At 63.1% G+C, this 17,057-nt stretch carries 12 protein-coding genes; 6 read left to right on the top strand and 6 right to left on the bottom strand.

The genetic code is table 11. From position 1 onward, the window contains the following. Nucleotides 1–123: 123 nt before the first annotated feature. The 3 genes from P3R38_RS21295 to P3R38_RS21305 all read right to left on the bottom strand — a co-directional run bounded on the left by P3R38_RS21295 (nucleotide 124) and on the right by P3R38_RS21305 (nucleotide 3,682). Entirely contained in the window at nucleotides 124–612 is a 489-nt protein-coding gene (locus P3R38_RS21295) for a TIGR00645 family protein (protein ID WP_023382401.1), read from the bottom strand. A 131-nt stretch (nucleotides 613–743) separates the two neighbouring features. Then, on the bottom strand, nucleotides 744–1,082 hold the full coding sequence (locus tag P3R38_RS21300) for a hypothetical protein (protein WP_023382402.1): 339 nt from the start codon (nucleotides 1,080–1,082) through the stop codon (nucleotides 744–746). A 161-nt stretch (nucleotides 1,083–1,243) separates the two neighbouring features. After that, entirely contained in the window at nucleotides 1,244–3,682 is a 2,439-nt protein-coding gene (locus P3R38_RS21305) for an ATP-binding protein (RefSeq protein ID WP_023382403.1), read from the bottom strand. A 252-nt stretch (nucleotides 3,683–3,934) separates the two neighbouring features. On the opposite strand from P3R38_RS21305, the gene P3R38_RS21310 reads away from it, so the two are divergent. The 4 genes from P3R38_RS21310 (at nucleotide 3,935) to P3R38_RS21325 (ending at nucleotide 7,428) form a co-directional block, all read left to right on the top strand. Beyond that, nucleotides 3,935–4,423: a DUF3015 domain-containing protein gene (locus tag P3R38_RS21310; RefSeq protein WP_023382404.1), complete on the top strand. Its 489-nt coding sequence runs from the start codon at nucleotides 3,935–3,937 to the stop codon at nucleotides 4,421–4,423. A gap of 75 nt (nucleotides 4,424–4,498) precedes the next feature. Next, complete coding sequence (locus P3R38_RS21315) at nucleotides 4,499–6,352, top strand: DUF4105 domain-containing protein (protein WP_104883284.1); 1,854 nt, start codon at nucleotides 4,499–4,501, stop codon at nucleotides 6,350–6,352. Nucleotides 6,353–6,505: 153 nt separating this feature from the next. Then, entirely contained in the window at nucleotides 6,506–6,862 is a 357-nt protein-coding gene (locus tag P3R38_RS21320; protein WP_023382406.1) for a hypothetical protein, read from the top strand. Between the two features lie 68 nt (nucleotides 6,863–6,930). Then, the gene (locus tag P3R38_RS21325) at nucleotides 6,931–7,428 is read left to right on the top strand and encodes a GreA/GreB family elongation factor (protein ID WP_027907645.1); all 498 of its coding nucleotides are present in this window, start codon (nucleotides 6,931–6,933) and stop codon (nucleotides 7,426–7,428) included. A 29-nt stretch (nucleotides 7,429–7,457) separates the two neighbouring features. Here the strand turns inward: P3R38_RS21325 and gdhA are convergent, their stop codons facing one another. The 3 genes from gdhA to P3R38_RS21340 form a co-directional block, all read right to left on the bottom strand. Then, nucleotides 7,458–8,798 (bottom strand): NADP-specific glutamate dehydrogenase, encoded by a 1,341-nt coding sequence (gene gdhA, locus P3R38_RS21330; protein WP_023382408.1) that lies wholly within the window; start codon nucleotides 8,796–8,798, stop codon nucleotides 7,458–7,460. Nucleotides 8,799–9,111: 313 nt separating this feature from the next. Further along, nucleotides 9,112–10,779 carry an energy-dependent translational throttle protein EttA gene (ettA, locus tag P3R38_RS21335; protein WP_023382409.1) on the bottom strand — a complete coding sequence of 556 codons (1,668 nt, stop codon included), beginning with the start codon at nucleotides 10,777–10,779 and terminating at the stop codon, nucleotides 9,112–9,114. Between the two features lie 314 nt (nucleotides 10,780–11,093). Further along, on the bottom strand, nucleotides 11,094–11,489 hold the full coding sequence (locus P3R38_RS21340) for a hypothetical protein (RefSeq protein WP_023382410.1): 396 nt from the start codon (nucleotides 11,487–11,489) through the stop codon (nucleotides 11,094–11,096). 258 nt (nucleotides 11,490–11,747) lie between these two features. On the opposite strand from P3R38_RS21340, the gene P3R38_RS21345 reads away from it, so the two are divergent. Together P3R38_RS21345 and glyA are read left to right on the top strand one after the other, a co-directional pair. Continuing rightward, complete coding sequence (locus tag P3R38_RS21345; RefSeq protein WP_277686581.1) at nucleotides 11,748–15,578, top strand: bifunctional diguanylate cyclase/phosphodiesterase; 3,831 nt, start codon at nucleotides 11,748–11,750, stop codon at nucleotides 15,576–15,578. Between the two features lie 186 nt (nucleotides 15,579–15,764). Further along, complete coding sequence (gene glyA / locus P3R38_RS21350) at nucleotides 15,765–17,018, top strand: serine hydroxymethyltransferase (protein WP_023382412.1); 1,254 nt, start codon at nucleotides 15,765–15,767, stop codon at nucleotides 17,016–17,018. The last annotated feature ends 39 nt before the right edge of the window (nucleotides 17,019–17,057 follow it).

The following is a 17,057-nucleotide window of genomic DNA, read 5'->3' on the forward strand; positions in this document are numbered from 1 at the left end:
GAACCACGCATGACTGCTCATTTTTTGTACGGAAAAGGGCAATACACAAGGCATTACCGCCGCCGCTCGTCCGTTAGTGTGCATTTGCAGTGGGAGCAAGGGCGGCTCCCACAGCGCCAGCCGTCAATGCTTGGTGACTTTGTCCAGGTAACCCATGACGAACGCCGAGATGACGAAAGTCATGTGGATGATCACGTACCACATCAGGTAGTCGGTGGAGATGTTCTGCGCATCCATGAACACCCGCAGCAGGTGGATGGAGGAGATCGCCACGATGGACGCCGCCACTTTCATCTTCAGCGACGAAGAGTCCATCTTGCCCAGCCAGTTGAGCTTCTCCTTGCTTTCGTCGATGTCCAGCTGCGAGACGAAGTTCTCGTAGCCCGAGATCATCACCATCACCAGCAGGCCGCCAACCAGCGACATGTCGATCAGCGACAGGATGACCAGGATCAGGTCCGCCTCAGCCAACGAGAACACGTTGGGCAGGACGTGAATGATTTCCTGGAAGAACTTCAACGCCAGGGCGAGCAAGCCCAGGGACAGGCCGAAATAGATAGGAGCGAGCAGCCAGCGAGAGGCATACATCGCGTTTTCGAGAATACGTTCCATGGAGGGATTGGGACTCGTCAGGTGACTAAAAAAGCGAGGGCGAGTATAGCCAGCCACCTGTGACAGCAAAAGCCTTGGGCAGTTGCGCGAACCAATCGCCAGCGCCTTCCGAAACGAGCAGCGGCGGCTGCTCAGGTTTCAGGATGAAACTGGTAATCCCCAAGGTTGCGACAACGCTCGCCGTTGATCCGTCGCAACTGCGCCTGCAGGTGCAGCGCCCAGATCTGTGGATCGTGCGCCACCTGATACCCGTGCAAGGTCAGGCTATCGACGATGGCATGGAGCACCGACTCGGCCACCGCGGGCCCATGGAACGGTCCCTGCGCCTTGATGGCCGACGGTTGTTCACCGGCCATGCCGGCAGCGAACAGCAGGGTCCACATGCCGTTGTCACCGGCCAGTGGGCGAATGCTGCATTCAATGCGGGTCACCAGGCCCAGGCACTGGCGAGTAAGGCTGAGGTTGCGCATGGCCGCGTCCCCTCCAATGAGCCCTGTTCAGCCTGGAATCACAGGCTGTTTCCATCCTGAACCCTGATACCGTCCTACGTTCCAGCATAGAATAGCGACGGAAAAAGATGGAAAACCGGCGCTGAACGGTAGCACATCGCCTTCAGCGCCGTTTTCTTGACTCAAGCCGGCTTGGCTTGGGCAATCATGTCCTCCAGACGTTCTTTTTCTGCCTCTTTGATGTCTTCTTCGCTGATCATCTCGGCGATTTCCCGCAGGCGCTCCACCACCCGGGCATTGACGCTGCCTTCGGTGAACTGGCCCTTGTCGTCCAGTACGCCGGCCTCCTCACCCACCAGCAAGCTCAACGCCTCGTCGGCCTGGCTCACCGCGTAGACGTGGAACTGCCCGGCCTCGACCGCCTGCAACACCCGCTCGTCGAGCATCAGCGTGGCGACGTTGGCCCGCGGGATGATCACGCCTTGGTCGCCCGTCAGGCCTCGGGCATCGCACAGGCGGAAGAAGCCTTCGATCTTCTCGTTGACCCCACCCACAGCCTGCACTTCACCGAACTGGTTGATCGACCCGGTGATGGCGAAGCACTGCTTGAGCGGCGTGCGCGACAAGGCCGAGATCAGCGTGCACACCTCGCCCAGCGAAGCACTGTCGCCGTCGACATAGCCGTAGGACTGCTCCAGGGCGATGCTTGCCGAGATCGCCAGCGGGAACTCCTGGGCGTAGCGGCTGCCGAGGTAACCGGTGAGGATCATCACCCCCTTGGAGTGAATCGGCTGGCCCAGGTTGACCTCGCGCTCGATATCGACGATGCCGCTGCCACCGGGGTACACCGTGGCCGAGATCCGCGCCGGCATACCGAACGCCGAGTCACCGACCTCCAGCACCGTCAGCCCGTTGCACTTGCCGATGGCCGCGCCCTCGGTGTCGATCAAGATGATGCCGGCGAGCATGTCGTCCAGCACCCGCTGCGAAACCCGACCGGTACGGGTGGCCTTGGCCTTGAGCGCACGTTCAATGTGCCCCGCGTCGGTCATGGTGTCGCTGGCCAGCTGGCGAATGAAATCGGCCTCGCTGACCAACTGGAAGAGATCGCCGATACGCGCCGACAGCCGCGACTGGTTTTCCGCCAGGCGGGCGCTGTAGGTGGCCAGGCGTGCCACCGCATCGCTGGTCAGCGGCGCCATGCCCTCTTCGTTGGTACGGGTACGCAGCAACTGGGCGAACTGCTCCAGGTTCTCGTCGACCATGGGCATGTCTTCGTCGAAGTCCACCAGCACCCGGAACATCTCCTGGAAGTCCGGGTCGTGGTCCTGCAACGCGTAGTACAGCTGACGCGAACCGATGATCACCAGCTTGACGTTCAGCGGGATCACCTGCGGCGTAAGGCTGACGGTGGCCACGCGGCCCAGTTCGCCCAGGGGCGACTCCATCTTCAGCTTGCGCGATTGCAGGGCGCGCTTGAGCGCGTCCCACACGAACGGCTCACCCAGCATTTTCTCGGCTTCCAGAATCAGGAAGCCGCCGTTGGCGCGGTGCAGCGCACCGGGGCGCAGTTGGCGGTACGAGGTGTACAGGGCCCCCTGGTCGGTGCTGTATTCGATACGGCCGAACAAATTGTCGTAGGTCGGGTGCGGCTCGAACACTACCGGCGCGCCGCCATCGGCATGGTGGCCGACCACCAGGCTGGGGGCGTATTGCTCTTCCAGCAGCTTACGCGCGGCGGCATCGGTCTTGCTGTCGTCGACCAGTTGCTCGACCACCGTTCGCAGCAGGTTCAGCTGCATGGACTGCAGGTAGGCGCACACGGCCGCATTCTCGGCGTACTTCTGCGACAACGGCGCCAGCAGCGGCTGCAAGGCCAGGGTGATGGTTTCTTCGTTGAGCTGGCGCAGCTGGTTATTCGACTCACGCTTCCATTGCGGCAAGCTGGCGAGTTCTTCGTTCAAGCGCTCTTCCAGCAGGGCGATGTCTTCGTGGAACTGCTCGCGAACCTCTTCTGGCAACTGGGCGAATTCGGCTTCATCCAGTGCCTTGCCGTCGGCCATGGGGGTGAAGGCGACGTTGCTGGCGTCGCGGTACAGGGCCACGTCCTTCTCGAGCGAGGCACGTTCGATCACGTCCAGGGCGCGGTCATAGCGCTGGTTGAAGGCGCGGTCGATGGCGCCTTTCTTCTGCTGGTAGGACGGGTGCTCGAACACCGCCGGGAAGGTGGACAGCAGGTTGTCGATCAGCCCCCCCATGTCGGCGATGAACTCGGCGGCGCTGCCCGACGGCAGCTCCAGCGCACGCGGCTCGCGGGTGTCGTCGAAGTGGTTGACGTAGACCCAGTCGGACGGGGTCTGCTGACGCTTGCCCTCGGCCTTGAGGTAGCGTTTGACGAACGAGAAGCGGCCAGTGCCCGGCTCGCCCATCACATACACGTTGTAACCAGGGCGCGGCATCGCCACGCCAAATTGCAGGGCCTCTACAGCGCGCTCCTGGCCCAGTACTCCGCGAAACGGCTCCAGATCGTCGGTGTTGGTGAATGCAAACTGCTCGGGGGAAAAACGCCGGGTCAGGGCTTCGGGCGCGAGACGCAGGCGCGCAGCGACAGGATCGGGCATTGTGTTTCCTTACTTCGGCGGGCGGATAGCAGCATTCTGGCGCTGCCCGCGCGCGCCTTGCAAGGCTCGGCGGGACTTTATGTCGCAGCCGCATCGCCCACCGAAGGCAAGCAAATTTTTCGCAATCAGCGACGCAACCTTTAGATCGTGCCTAAACTCCAAGCTGCGCGGGTGGGTGAAAAGCTTTCCCGACCTGGCAACCGAGTTGCCAGATAACCCTGACCCTTGGTTTAGACAAAGAGAACAAATGCTATGAAACGGATTCTTCTGGGTACTCTGTTCACCGTGGTCTCCATCAACGCCATGGCCGAAGCGCCAGGTGGCCCGAACTGCGGCTGGGGTAACCTGCTGTTCGAAGGCCAACGCGGCACTCCGGCGCACTTCCTGGCCTCTACCACCAACGGCACCTCCGGCAACGCCACCTTCGGTATGACTTCCGGTACCAACGGCTGCTCGACCAAGGCGGCACTGACCTATGGCGGCAAGTCGTGGTTCGCCATGAATGGCATGATGAACGAGCTGTCCGAAGACATGGCCAAGGGCCAGGGCGAAGCCCTGACCACCTATGCCGTGGTACTCGGCGTGGCTCCGGAAGACCGCGGCTACTTTGCATCGGTCACCCACCAGCACTTCGACCAGATCTTCAGCAGCGCCGACGTCACTGCCGAGACTGTCCACAACAACACCCTGGCCGTTCTGAAGAACGACCCACGCCTGGCCAAGTACGCCACCGAGGCCTAAGCGCAGCTGCTCCCGCCCCTTCTCGGGGCGGGTTTCGCCTTTTCTTTCGGCATCGTTGAGAAGTAGTTGCCCGACATGCTCAAACGCCTCGCTTACCTGGCGCTGGTTGCCTGCGCCCCTGTTCATGCCATGCCTGCGCTGGAACAAGGCCGTATCCAGCAACTGGCCAATACCCCTTACTGGATTGCCCTGGGCCATTACGAAACCGCCAAGCTCGGCGGCTGGCGCAGCTATGTCGACGATGACGCGTTCTTCCTCGCCGAGGACGGCGCGCACCACCCCGACCAGGAGCTCAAGTCCACCGTCGAAGCGCTGTATGCCCCGGCCAGCCAAGGCGACAAGCACGCCCAGTGCGTATTCCCCGCCCGCACCCGCTGGCTGCGCGAGCAACTCGACCTGCAAGACCTGCCGCAACCAGACTGCCAGGCGTTCAAGACCTGGTACCAGTCGATCGACCCGCACAGCGCAGCGTTGATCTTCCCGGCGGCCTACCTGAACAGCCCATCGTCGATGTTCGGCCATACCCTGCTGCGCATCGACCAGTCCCACACCCGCAGCGACGACACCACGCTGCTGAGCTATGCGATCAATTTCGGCGCCTACATCGAAGGCAGCGACAACAGCATCCTGTATGCCTGGAAAGGCCTGATGGGCGGTTACCCAGGCCTGTTCGCGCTGATGCCTTACCAGGAGAAACTGTCCGAATACCGCAGCCTGGAAAACCGCGACCTGTGGGAATACCAGCTAGACCTCACGCCCGAAGAAACCGGGCGCATGGTCGAGCACGTGTGGGAACTCAAGCAGATCCAGTTCGATTACTTCTTCTTCGATGAAAACTGCTCCTACCGCCTGCTCGAACTGCTGCAAGTGGCCCGCCCAGGCCTGGACCTGACCTCGCAGTTCCCCCTGACCGCCATCCCCACCGACACGGTCAAGGCCGTCAAGCAGTCTGGTTTGGTCAGCAGCATCAACTACCGCCCCTCGCGCGAGCGAGAACTGCTGGCCCGGGCCGAGCCCCTGGATCACGACGAAAAGCGCCAGGTGCTGGCCGTCAGCGCCGACACGGCACAGCTGCAAAGCCCTGGGTTCACCGCCCTGCCCCGCGAGCGCCAAGCCCTGGTGCAGGATGCCGCGTACCGCCTGGAGCGTTACCGCGCCAACGGCCAGCAACGCGACCCCGCGCAGGCCAAGCGCAGTTTCGAGCTGCTGCGGGCGATCAACCGCAACCCGCCGCCGGCGCTTGAAATAGAGCGACCCGGCCTGCCGGAGGATGGCCACGACTCGCGTACCTGGCAACTGGGCGTCGGCACCCGCGAGGACCGGGCCTTTGCCGAGTACGGCCTGCGCATGGCCTACCACGACCTCAACGACAACGCCTACGGCTTCCCGCTGGGCGCACAGATCGAAATCCTCCAGCTCAAGCTGCGCCAGTACGAAGGCAACGACTGGCAGGTGCAGCGCCTGGACCTGGCCACCATTCGCTCGCTGACGCCTCGCAACGCGCTGCTCAAGCCGTGGTCATGGCAGGTTGCCGGTGGTCTGGAACGGGTGCCGGGCAAGCATGACGACGAAGTGCTGGTCAGCCACGTGAACGGCGGCGCCGGTGGCACCTGGCAGTTGTCCGACGGCTTGCTGGGCTTTGCCCTGGGCACGGTGCGGGTCGAGCACCATAACGACTTCGCCCCGTTCATCGCCCCGGCAGCGGGCTTCAATGGCGGGCTGTTGTGGCGCAATGGGCTGGGCAACATGACGCTGGAGGCCAAGGGCGATTACTTCACCCATGGCGAAGTGCGGCGCAGCGTGAGCCTGAACCAGCAATGGGAGATCAGCCAGAACCTCGGGTTGCGCCTGAGCGCCTCGCGGGCATTCAGCCACCTGGCCACGGCGCAGAATGAGGTGATGCTGGAGTTGAAGTGGTATCACTATTGAGTCCTCTCAGCGCGCCTGCAGGCATCGGCTGGCCCTGCAGGCGCGACTTTACCCGCGACCAACGTGACCCAACCGACTCTTTGACACTGTTTTGACGACTCCCCGACAAAACGCCACCTAGACTTTCCACGATCGTTGGGAGGTGTTGTGGATATGTCGCGGTACTGGTTTGGGTTGTGCATCGCCTTGCTGCTGACAGGTTGCGAAACCACCCATGAGCAAATGGTCAAGCAAGGTTATCCCCCCGCCTACGCCGACGGCTTCCAGGATGGCTGCAGCAGCGGTCGCCAGGCTGCCGGGCTGATGGTCGGCGATTTTCGCAAGGACGTGCCCCGCTACCTGCACAACCGGCAATATGAAAGTGGCTGGGACGATGGCTTTCGCCAGTGCCACGCCATGCAGGACAGCGAAGACCTGCGCCAGTACCGCGAGCGCTATTGGGATGAGCGTGACCGTGAATGGCAGCAGGAAAAAGACCGCGACGCGGGACGTGCCTATCGGCGCAACTAGGTCGCAAACGGACATCCCTCGAAACCACTGACCTGTCACCATGGTCCCCTGCATAAGGAGGCCCCAGCATGAGCCGAGCATTCGTCAACGAAGACCAGGCCGCCGCCCAGGCAGACCCGCCGGTAGAGCGCCTGGTGAGCGAGCAGCCCAACTACGTCACTGCCAACGGCCTGAACCAGCTGCACCAGCGGGTGGCCGCGCTCAATACCTTGCGCAGCGAACTACAGGCTCAAGGCGAGCGTGCCGACCAGCAACGCCTGGCCGATACCGAACGGGACCTGCGTTATTTCAGCGCGCGCGTACAGAGCGCGCAGGTGGTGCCTGCCGCGACCTCGCGCAGCAAGGTGCAGATCGGGAGCCGAGTGACGTTCGCCGATGAGCAGGGCCAGGAGCATTCGGTGCAACTGGTCGGGGAGGACGAGGCGGATGCCAGCCAAGGGTTGATCAACTGGGGCTCGCCGCTGGGACGGGCATTGTTGGGTTCAGCGCCTGGGGATGAAGTGTTGTGGCGACGGCCAGCGGGGGATCAACTGATCGAGGTCGTCGACATCGAAGGCGAACGGTAGGGGCCGCGCTGCGGCCCCCGCGCCTGCGATCAGACCACGCCTTGCGCCAGCATCGCGTCAGCCACTTTCACGAAGCCTGCGATGTTCGCGCCTTTGACATAGTTGACCTTGCCATCGGCCTCTTCACCGTAGTGCACGCACGCATGGTGAATCGACTGCATGATGTTGTGCAGCTTGCTGTCCACCTCGCCGGCGGTCCACAGCAGACGCATCGCATTTTGCGACATCTCAAGACCCGACACGGCCACGCCACCGGCGTTGGACGCCTTGCCCGGCGCGTACAGGATACCGGCGTCCAGGAAGATATCCACGGCTTCGAGGGTGGTCGGCATGTTGGCGCCTTCGGCTACGCAGATGCAGCCGTTTCGCAGCAAGGTGCGAGCGTCTTCGCTGTCCAGTTCGTTCTGCGTGGCGCATGGCAGGGCGATATCACACGGCAGGCTCCACGGTGTCTGGCCCTTGCGGAACTCCAGGCCGAACTGGCTGGCCAGCTCGCTGATGCGGCCGCGCTTGACGTTCTTGAGCGCCATCAGCGCCTCCCACTGGGCATCGGTCAGGCCCGCTTCGGCGTACAGCGTGCCTTCGGAGTCGGACAACGAGATCACCTTGCCGCCCAGGTCCATGACCTTGCGCGCCGCATACTGGGCAACGTTGCCGGAACCGGAGATCGCCACGCGACGGCCGTCGATGCGCAGGTTCTGGCGCTTGAGCATTTCCTCGGCAAAGTACACGCAGCCATAGCCGGTGGCTTCCGGACGAATCAGGCTGCCGCCGTAGGTCATGCCCTTGCCGGTGAGTACCGAGGTGAACTGGTTGGCCAGGCGCTTGTACTGGCCGAACATGTAGCCGATTTCGCGGGCGCCGACGCCGATATCACCGGCCGGCACGTCGAGGTCGGCGCCGATGTGGCGGTAGAGCTCGCTCATGAAGGCCTGGCAGAAGCGCATGACTTCGGCATCGCTCTTGCCCTTGGGGTCGAAGTCCGAGCCGCCCTTGCCGCCGCCCATGGGCAGCGAGGTGAGGGAGTTCTTGAATACCTGTTCGAAGGCCAGGAACTTCAGCACGCCGAGGTTCACCGACGGGTGGAAGCGCAGGCCGCCCTTGTAAGGGCCAATGGCACTGCTCATCTGGATGCGGTAACCGCGGTTGACCTGGACCTTGCCCTGGTCATCGACCCACGACACTCGGAACAGCACCGCGCGCTCCGGCTCGACCATGCGCTCGAGAATCCCGGCCTGCAGGTAGCGAGGGTTGGCTTCGAGGAACGGCCACAGGCTGCGCAGCACCTCTTCCACCGCCTGGTGGAATTCGGGTTGGGCCGGATCGCGCTGTTTCAGGCGCGCGAGGAAATTGTCGACGGATTCGATCATGGTAGACATCTCACCAAGAGGGATTGGGCTTATTGGTTTTTTCTGGAATGTACCAAGAAGCAATCGCACTGGAACAGGGCGAAATGTCGTTTTTATGAAATTTTTTGGTGCGTATTATATAACTGTATACAAAATAGCCCTTCGGCGGCGGCCGCTCCGCGGCTACCCCACCCCCACAAGGAGCCTGCAAGTCCTGAGGTTAGCGCCGCATCTCCAGTAGCAAGAATGCCCGCGCATGAAGCCAACATCGCTTCCCAATCAGGCACAAAAATGGGGCCGCTAGGGCCCCATTCTTGTGCATCAAAAGACCAGCTTACTGGGCCAGTTTCTTGTGGCGTACACGGTGCGGCTGGGCAGCTGCGTCACCCAGGCGCTTCTTGCGATCGGCTTCGTACTCGGTGTAGTTACCTTCGAAGAACACCACGTTCGAGTCGTCTTCGTACGCCAGGATGTGGGTCGCCACACGGTCCAGGAACCAACGGTCGTGGGAAATCACGATGGCGGCGCCTGGGAAGTCCAGCAGGGCTTCTTCCAGCGAACGCAGGGTTTCGACGTCGAGGTCGTTGGACGGTTCGTCGAGCAGCAGGACGTTGCCACCCTCTTTCAGGGTCAGCGCCAGGTGCAGACGGCCACGCTCACCACCGGAGAGGTCCTTGACGAACTTCTGCTGGTCGCCACCCTTGAAGTTGAAGCGGCCAACGTAGGTGCGCGACGGGATCTCGTAGTTGCCGATGCGGATCATGTCGGAACCGTCGGAAACCTGCTGGAACACGGTCTTGTTGCCGTCCAGGTCTTCACGGCTCTGGTCGACGCAGGCCAGTTGCACGGTTTCGCCGATCTCGATGCTGCCCGAATCTGGCTGTTCCTTGCCCATCAACATGCGGAACAGGGTCGACTTACCGGCACCGTTACCGCCGATCACGCCAACGATGGCGCCCTTAGGCATGGAGAACGACAGGTTGTCGATCAGCACGCGGTCGCCATAGCCTTTGGTGACGTTCTTGAACTCGATGACCTTGTCGCCCAGGCGCGGACCGGCCGGGATGTAGATCTCGTTGGTCTCGCTGCGCTTCTGGAATTCCTGCGACTGCATTTCTTCGAAGCGTGCCAGACGGGCCTTGGACTTGGACTGGCGGGCCTTGGCGCCTTTGCGCACCCACTCCAGTTCCTCCTTCATGGCCTTCTCGTGGGCGCTCTGCTGCTTGGACTCTTGCGCCAGACGCTCGGACTTGGCCTCCAGCCAGCCCGAGTAGTTGCCTTCGTACGGGATACCGGCACCGCGGTCCAGTTCGAGGATCCAGCCGGCGACGTTGTCGAGGAAGTAACGGTCGTGGGTGATCGCCACCACGGTGCCGGGGAAGTCGTGCAGGAAGCGCTCCAGCCAGGCCACCGAGTCGGCGTCCAGGTGGTTGGTCGGTTCGTCGAGCAGCAGCATGTCGGGGGCCGACAGCAGCAGGCGGCACAGCGCCACGCGGCGCTTCTCACCACCGGACAGGTGCTCGATGCGGGCGTCCCAGGCCGGCAGACGCAGGGCGTCGGCGGCGACGTCCAGCTGACGCTCCAGGTTGTGGCCGTCGGCGGCCTGCAGGATAGCCTCCAGCTTGGCCTGTTCGGCGGCCAGCTTGTCGAAGTCGGCGTCGGGTTCGGCGTAGGCCGCGTACACTTCGTCCAGGCGCGCCTGGGCGTCCTTGATCACGCTGACCGCTTCCTCGACCACTTCACGGACCGACTTGGTCGGATCCAGTTGCGGCTCCTGCGGCAGGTAGCCGACGTTGATGTCAGGCATCGGACGGGCTTCGCCGTCGAATTCCTTGTCGACGCCCGCCATGATCCGCAGCAGGGTCGATTTACCCGCACCGTTCAGGCCGAGTACGCCGATCTTGGCGCCTGGGAAGAACGACAGGGAAATATTCTTGAGAATTTCCCGCTTCGGCGGCACGACCTTGCTCAGCCGATGCATGGTGTAGACGTATTGAGCCAAAACCAAGCCCTCTATCAGATAGGTAAAGACATCGACGTACGCCCCGGCCTTGTGACCAGGGGATGTGTTTACGGGGGTGTCATTGAACAAAGTCGACCATTCTACGCCAAGACGCGGCATTGCGCAGGGTGGTCGGATGGTGGGATGAAGTCGCAGGGATCGAGCGCCGCTTCCAGCGTCCGTGACGGCCCTTTCGCGGGTAGAGCCCGCCCCCACAGGTTCGATCGTTTGCCGGACCGCACCCGCTTGGGGGCAGCCCATGCTGTGGGAGCAGGTTTACCCGCGCATTGGCCCTTACCGGCTCGATAAGGGTGTCAGACGTGACGCTGCTTGGCCTTGCCCCGCGGCAAGCGGCAACGGTCGCCCTGCTCGGCAAGACGCGCGGCCCAGGCGGCCTTGACGCTGAAGCCACCGCGACGGGCAGGCTGCTCGGCGGCCTTGGCCGGCTTGCCGACCGGCGCGCTCACGACCTTGGCGGCTGGCTTGGCAGCGACGGACTCGACGGCCGGCTCTGCAACCGCCTTGGCGGTTTTGCGCAGCTCGGCCAGCGACGGGCTCTTGCTCTTCGGCGCGCTAGCCGCGCCAGATTTGTCCAGCGAACGCTGGCAAGACTTGCAGGATACGTCCTCGGTCACGGCAGTGCTGACAAGGGTCTGACTGCTGCGCCCGCAGGCGGAATCGAGGCCATTGGTGGAATAGTGGGTAACCAAAACCGAACATCTCCGATGCGTTGTCATTGAAGCGGCCGGCATTCTCGCACAGGTTGCAGGGGCTTGCCGAACCCCCCCAGCGGGCGACGACCGTCGGCACAGGACAGCAGCGCTGGCACTTTGCCATAATGATTGGCATGCTAGCCCCTTTCCGGTGTCCCGCCGTATAGTGCGCCACGCCAGCACGGCCACGGCCTTGCGGCACACACCGTGCATGATCAAACCCTGCCATCGCCAGCCCAATTGCAGGACCACCGCTTGACCGATCTCACACACTCGCCCTCGCTGCGACCTGCCTCCTCCGCTCCGGCTGCGTCCGTGCGCGGCTCGGTCAAAGGTGCGCTGGCCCTGCTGGCCCTGGTTCTGCTGGGTTTGCTGCTGTGGCAGCTGTTCGCCCAGTTCCATCACACGCAGGCGGAGCTGCGTCAACAAAGCCTGGCGACCAGTGCCGACCTGGCGGACCACCTGGGCCTGAACATGGCGCTCAAAGCCCAGGAGGCTGTGAATGTGGTCCAGCCCTATGTCAAAACGCCGACGCCCGCAGCACTGCCCAGCCTGCTGCAAACCCTGCGCGAACGCCTGCCCGAGCTGCGGGAACTGGCCTGGCTCGATGCTGCCGGTAACGTGCGCGGCGACAGCCTGGCGGGCAGCCCAGACCGCCAGTGGATTGACGAGCTGGTCGAACTGGCCAAGGGCCGCGCCTACTTTTTCTCCAACTCGGACGATAACCGTACCGTCTACCTGCTGTTGCGCCAGTCGACCGAGCAGGATCGCGGTTACTGGCTGCTGCGCCTTGCGCCCTCCTACTACAGGACCCTGACGATTCACCTCGATGGCGTAAGCCACCCCTTGTGGCTGCTGGAAAACAGCCGCAGCGGCGATGTGCTGGAGCGCCATGCCCCGGTGCAAACCAGCAATGAGCCGTTGCAAAGCGTCATGCTGGCTTTCATCGACAACAGCGCATGGCAGTTGCGCGGGCTGTTCGATGCCGGCCTGGCCCGGCAGAAGCTGCTGCCGGCGCTGATCGGCAAATGCATGCTGGTGCTGTTCTGCGCGCTGCTGCCGGTGCTGGCATTGATCAACATGCGCCGACGCCAGCAGGCCCTGCAGGAGGACCGCCGCCGCTACCAGGACATCTTCGAGGGCACGGGCGTGGCCTTGTGCGTGCTCGACCTCTCCAGCCTGCCCGGCCAGCTCGACCGCTACCACCTGCGCAACCTGGCCGCGCTCAAGCAAAGCCTGGCGCTGGACCCGAACCTGCGCCGCGCCCTGCTGCTGGAACTGAAAATCACCGAAATCAACCAAGTGGCGCGCCAGTTGCTCAATGTCGACTGCAACGAAGGCGCCTGGCAGCGCCTGATCGACGGCAGTGGCGATGGCCGCGACAGCGTTGCCATGCAACTGATCGACGCGCTGATCGAACAGCGCCCTGTGCTGGAACTCGAAGTCCGCCTGCCCGCCCCGCTCGGTGGAGAACTGCACCTGTGGCTGATGGCCCGCCTGCCGCAGCAGCGGCGCAACTACCAGGCGGTCATCCTCAGCATCAGCGACATCACCAGCCGCAAGCAGGTAGAGCTGTCGCTGCTCGAACGCGAAAGTTTCTGGTCGGACGTGGTACGCACCGTACCCGACCAACTGTATGTGCAGGACGTCTTCAACAAGCGGATGATCTTCAGCAACCGCCACCTCGGCCAGACCCTGGGCTATGACCGCAGCGAGCTGGCGCAGATGGGCGACCGCTTCTGGGAGCTGCTCCTACACCCCGAAGACGCCGAACACTACAAGGCACTGCTTCAGCATCAACGCGAGACCGGCCACAGCGAGTCGCTGCATTGCCAACTGCGCTTCCGCCACCGCGACGGCAACTGGCGCTGCTATGAGATTCGCGAACAGGTGCTGACCCGCGACGCCGATGGCGTCGTCACCCGTATCATCGGGGTGGGCAAGGACGTGACCGTGCAGATCGAGGCCAGCCAGTCTCTGCGCGACAGCGAACAACGCTACCGCATGCTCGCCGAGAGCATCAGCGATGTGATCTTCTCCACCGACAGCCAGCTGCAGCTCAACTACGTCAGCCCGTCGGTGCATGCCGTGCTGGGCTACCGGGCCGAGTGGATCTTCGAGAACAGCTGGCAGTCGATCGTCGCCAACCCGGCCCAGCTCACCGGCATCTATAGCCTGATGGAACGGGTCAGCAAAGCCATGGGCGACCGCGAACAGCTGGCGCAGCTGCGCAGCCAACTGCCCTCCCAGCTGTTCCTGTTCGACTGCCTGCGTGCCGATGGCCGCAAGATTCCCATCGAACTGCGCCTGGTACTGGTGTGGGACGAGCACGAGCGCTTCGAGGGGGTACTGGGGGTTGGCCGCGACATCAGCCAGCAGCGCCGCGCGGAAAAAGACCTGCGCATGGCCGCTACGGTATTCGAGCACTCGACTTCGGCCATTCTGATCACCGACCCGGCCGGCTACATCGTCCAGGCCAACGAAGCGTTCAGCCGCGTCAGCGGCTATGCGGTGGAGGAAGTACTCGACCAACTGCCCGGCATGCTGACCGTCGATGAGCAGCAGGAAGGCCACCTTGCCTACGTGCTCAAGCAATTGCACCAGCGCGGCAGTTGGGAAGGCGAAGTGTGGCTCAAGCGTCGCAATGGCGAGCCGTACCCGGCATGGGTCGGCATCACCGCCGTGCTCGACGACGAAGGCGACCTGGCCAGCTACGTGTGCTTCTTCACCGACATCAGCGAGCGCAAGGCCAGCGAGCAACGCATTCATCGCCTGGCCTACTACGATGCCCTGACGCACCTGCCCAACCGCACGTTGTTCCAGGACCGCCTGTACAACGCGCTGCAGCAGGCCGATCGGCAGAAGGCCTGGGTGGTGCTGATGTTCCTCGACCTGGACCGCTTCAAGCCGATCAACGACTCCCTCGGCCACGCCGCGGGCGATCGCATGCTCAAGGACATGGCCTTGCGCCTGCTGGCGTGCGTCGATGACGACGACACCGTGGCGCGCATGGGCGGCGACGAATTCACCCTGTTGCTGCAACCGCGCGCCACCCGTGAAATGGCGCTCAACCGCGCCATCCACGTGGCCGAAAACATCCTCGCGAGCCTGGTGCGGCCGTTCGTGCTGGAAAACCGTGAGTTCTTCGTCACCGCCAGTATCGGTATCGCCCTCAGCCCGCAGGACGGCAGCGAACTGAGCCAACTGATGAAGAACGCCGACACGGCCATGTACCACGCCAAGGAGCGCGGCAAGAACAACTTCCAGTTCTACCAGGCCGAGATGAACGCCAGTGCCCTGGAGCGCCTGGAACTGGAAAGCGACCTGCGCCATGCCTTGGAGCAGAACGAATTCATTCTGTACTACCAGCCGCAGTTCAGCGGCGACGGCAAGCGCCTGACCGGTGCCGAAGCGCTGCTGCGCTGGCGCCACCCCACCCGTGGCCTGGTGCCGCCGGGCGATTTCATTCCGGTGATCGAGGAGCTGGGCCTGGTGGTGGATGTGGGTGACTGGGTGCTGCGCGAGGCCAGCCGCCAACTGAAGGCCTGGCACAAGGAGAAAGTCCGTGTGCCGAAGGTGTCGGTGAACATTTCCGCACGGCAGTTCTCCGACGGCCAGCTGGGCACGCGCATCGCCACCATTCTGGAAGAGACCGGCCTGCCGCCGGCGTGCCTGGAGTTGGAGCTGACCGAAAGTATCCTGATGCGCGAGGTCAACGAGGCGATGCAGATTCTCGACAGCCTCAAGAACCTTGGCCTGAGCATTGCCGTCGACGACTTCGGCACTGGCTACTCGTCGCTCAACTACCTCAAGCAGTTCCCCATCGACGTGCTGAAGATCGACCGCACCTTCGTCGATGGCCTGCCCGAAGGCGAACAGGATGCCCAGATCGCCCGGGCGATCATCGCCATGGCCCATAGCCTCAACCTGGCGGTGATCGCCGAAGGCGTGGAAACCCATGAGCAGTTGGAGTTCCTGCGTGAGCACGGCTGCGACGAAGTGCAGGGCTACCTGTTCGGACGGCCGATGCCGGCCAACCAGTTCGAGGCGCAATTCAGCAACGAAACGCTATTCATGTTCCAGTGATCCGATGCCAGCACAGAGGCGGCGGAAACGGACTTTCGAGTCAACTCACGCCCCCAGCCAGCCCAGACACGGCGCGGGATCCAACATGAAGGCCATTGGTCCGCGACTTGATGCCACTTCATATGCCAGGCGCGAATCAATCGGTTAGAATGCCCCCCCAATTCACCCCGATCCTTGAGGACCGCCATGTTCAGCCGTGATTTGACCATTGCCAAGTACGACGCCGAGCTCTTCGAAGCCATGCAGCAAGAAGCTCTGCGCCAGGAAGAGCATATCGAGCTGATCGCTTCGGAAAACTACACCAGCCCGGCAGTCATGGAAGCCCAGGGCTCGGTCCTGACCAACAAGTACGCCGAAGGCTACCCAGGCAAGCGCTACTACGGTGGCTGCGAATACGTCGACGTGGTCGAGCAACTGGCCATCGACCGTGCCAAGCAGCTGTTCGGCGCCGACTATGCCAACGTCCAGCCGCACGCCGGTTCCCAGGCCAACGCTGCCGTCTACCTGGCCCTGCTGTCGGCCGGTGACACCATCCTGGGCATGAGCCTGGCGCACGGTGGCCACCTGACCCACGGTGCTTCCGTGAGCTCTTCGGGCAAGCTGTACAACGCCATCCAGTACGGCATCGACGCCAACGGCCTGATCGACTACGACGAAGTCGAGCGCCTGGCCGTCGAGCACAAGCCGAAGATGATCGTTGCCGGCTTCTCGGCCTACTCGCAGGTTCTGGACTTCGCCCGCTTCCGCGCCATCGCCGACAAGGTCGGTGCCTACCTGTTCGTCGACATGGCCCACGTTGCCGGCCTGGTTGCCGCTGGCGTGTACCCGAACCCGGTTCCGTTCGCCGACGTGGTCACCACCACCACCCACAAGACCCTGCGTGGTCCGCGTGGCGGCCTGATCCTCGCTCGCAAGAACGAAGAGATCGAGAAGAAGCTGAACTCCGCCGTCTTCCCAGGCGCCCAAGGCGGCCCGCTGGAGCACGTCATCGCGGCCAAGGCCATCTGCTTCAAGGAAGCCCTGCAGCCTGAGTTCAAGGCCTACCAGCAGCAAGTGGTGAAAAACGCCCAGGCCATGGCCAGCGTGTTCATCGAGCGTGGTTTCGACGTCGTTTCCGGCGGCACCCAGAACCACCTGTTCCTGCTGTCGCTGATCAAGCAGGAAATCTCCGGTAAGGACGCTGACGCCGCGCTGGGCAAAGCCTTCATCACCGTCAACAAGAACTCGGTACCGAACGACCCACGTTCGCCGTTCGTCACCTCGGGCCTGCGTTTCGGCACCCCAGCCGTCACCACCCGTGGTTTCAAGGAAGCCGAGTGCCGCGAGCTGGCCGGCTGGATCTGCGACATCCTGGCTGACCTGAACAACGAAGCGGTCATCGATGCCGTGCGTGAGAAGGTCAAGGCCATCTGCAAGAAGCTGCCGGTTTACGGCAACTGATTGGCGATTGCCTGATGTGAAGAAGCCCGGCCTCGTGCC

This window comes from Pseudomonas sp. NyZ480 (genome assembly GCF_029537255.1).
GTDB classification, from domain to species: domain Bacteria; phylum Pseudomonadota; class Gammaproteobacteria; order Pseudomonadales; family Pseudomonadaceae; genus Aquipseudomonas; species Aquipseudomonas taiwanensis.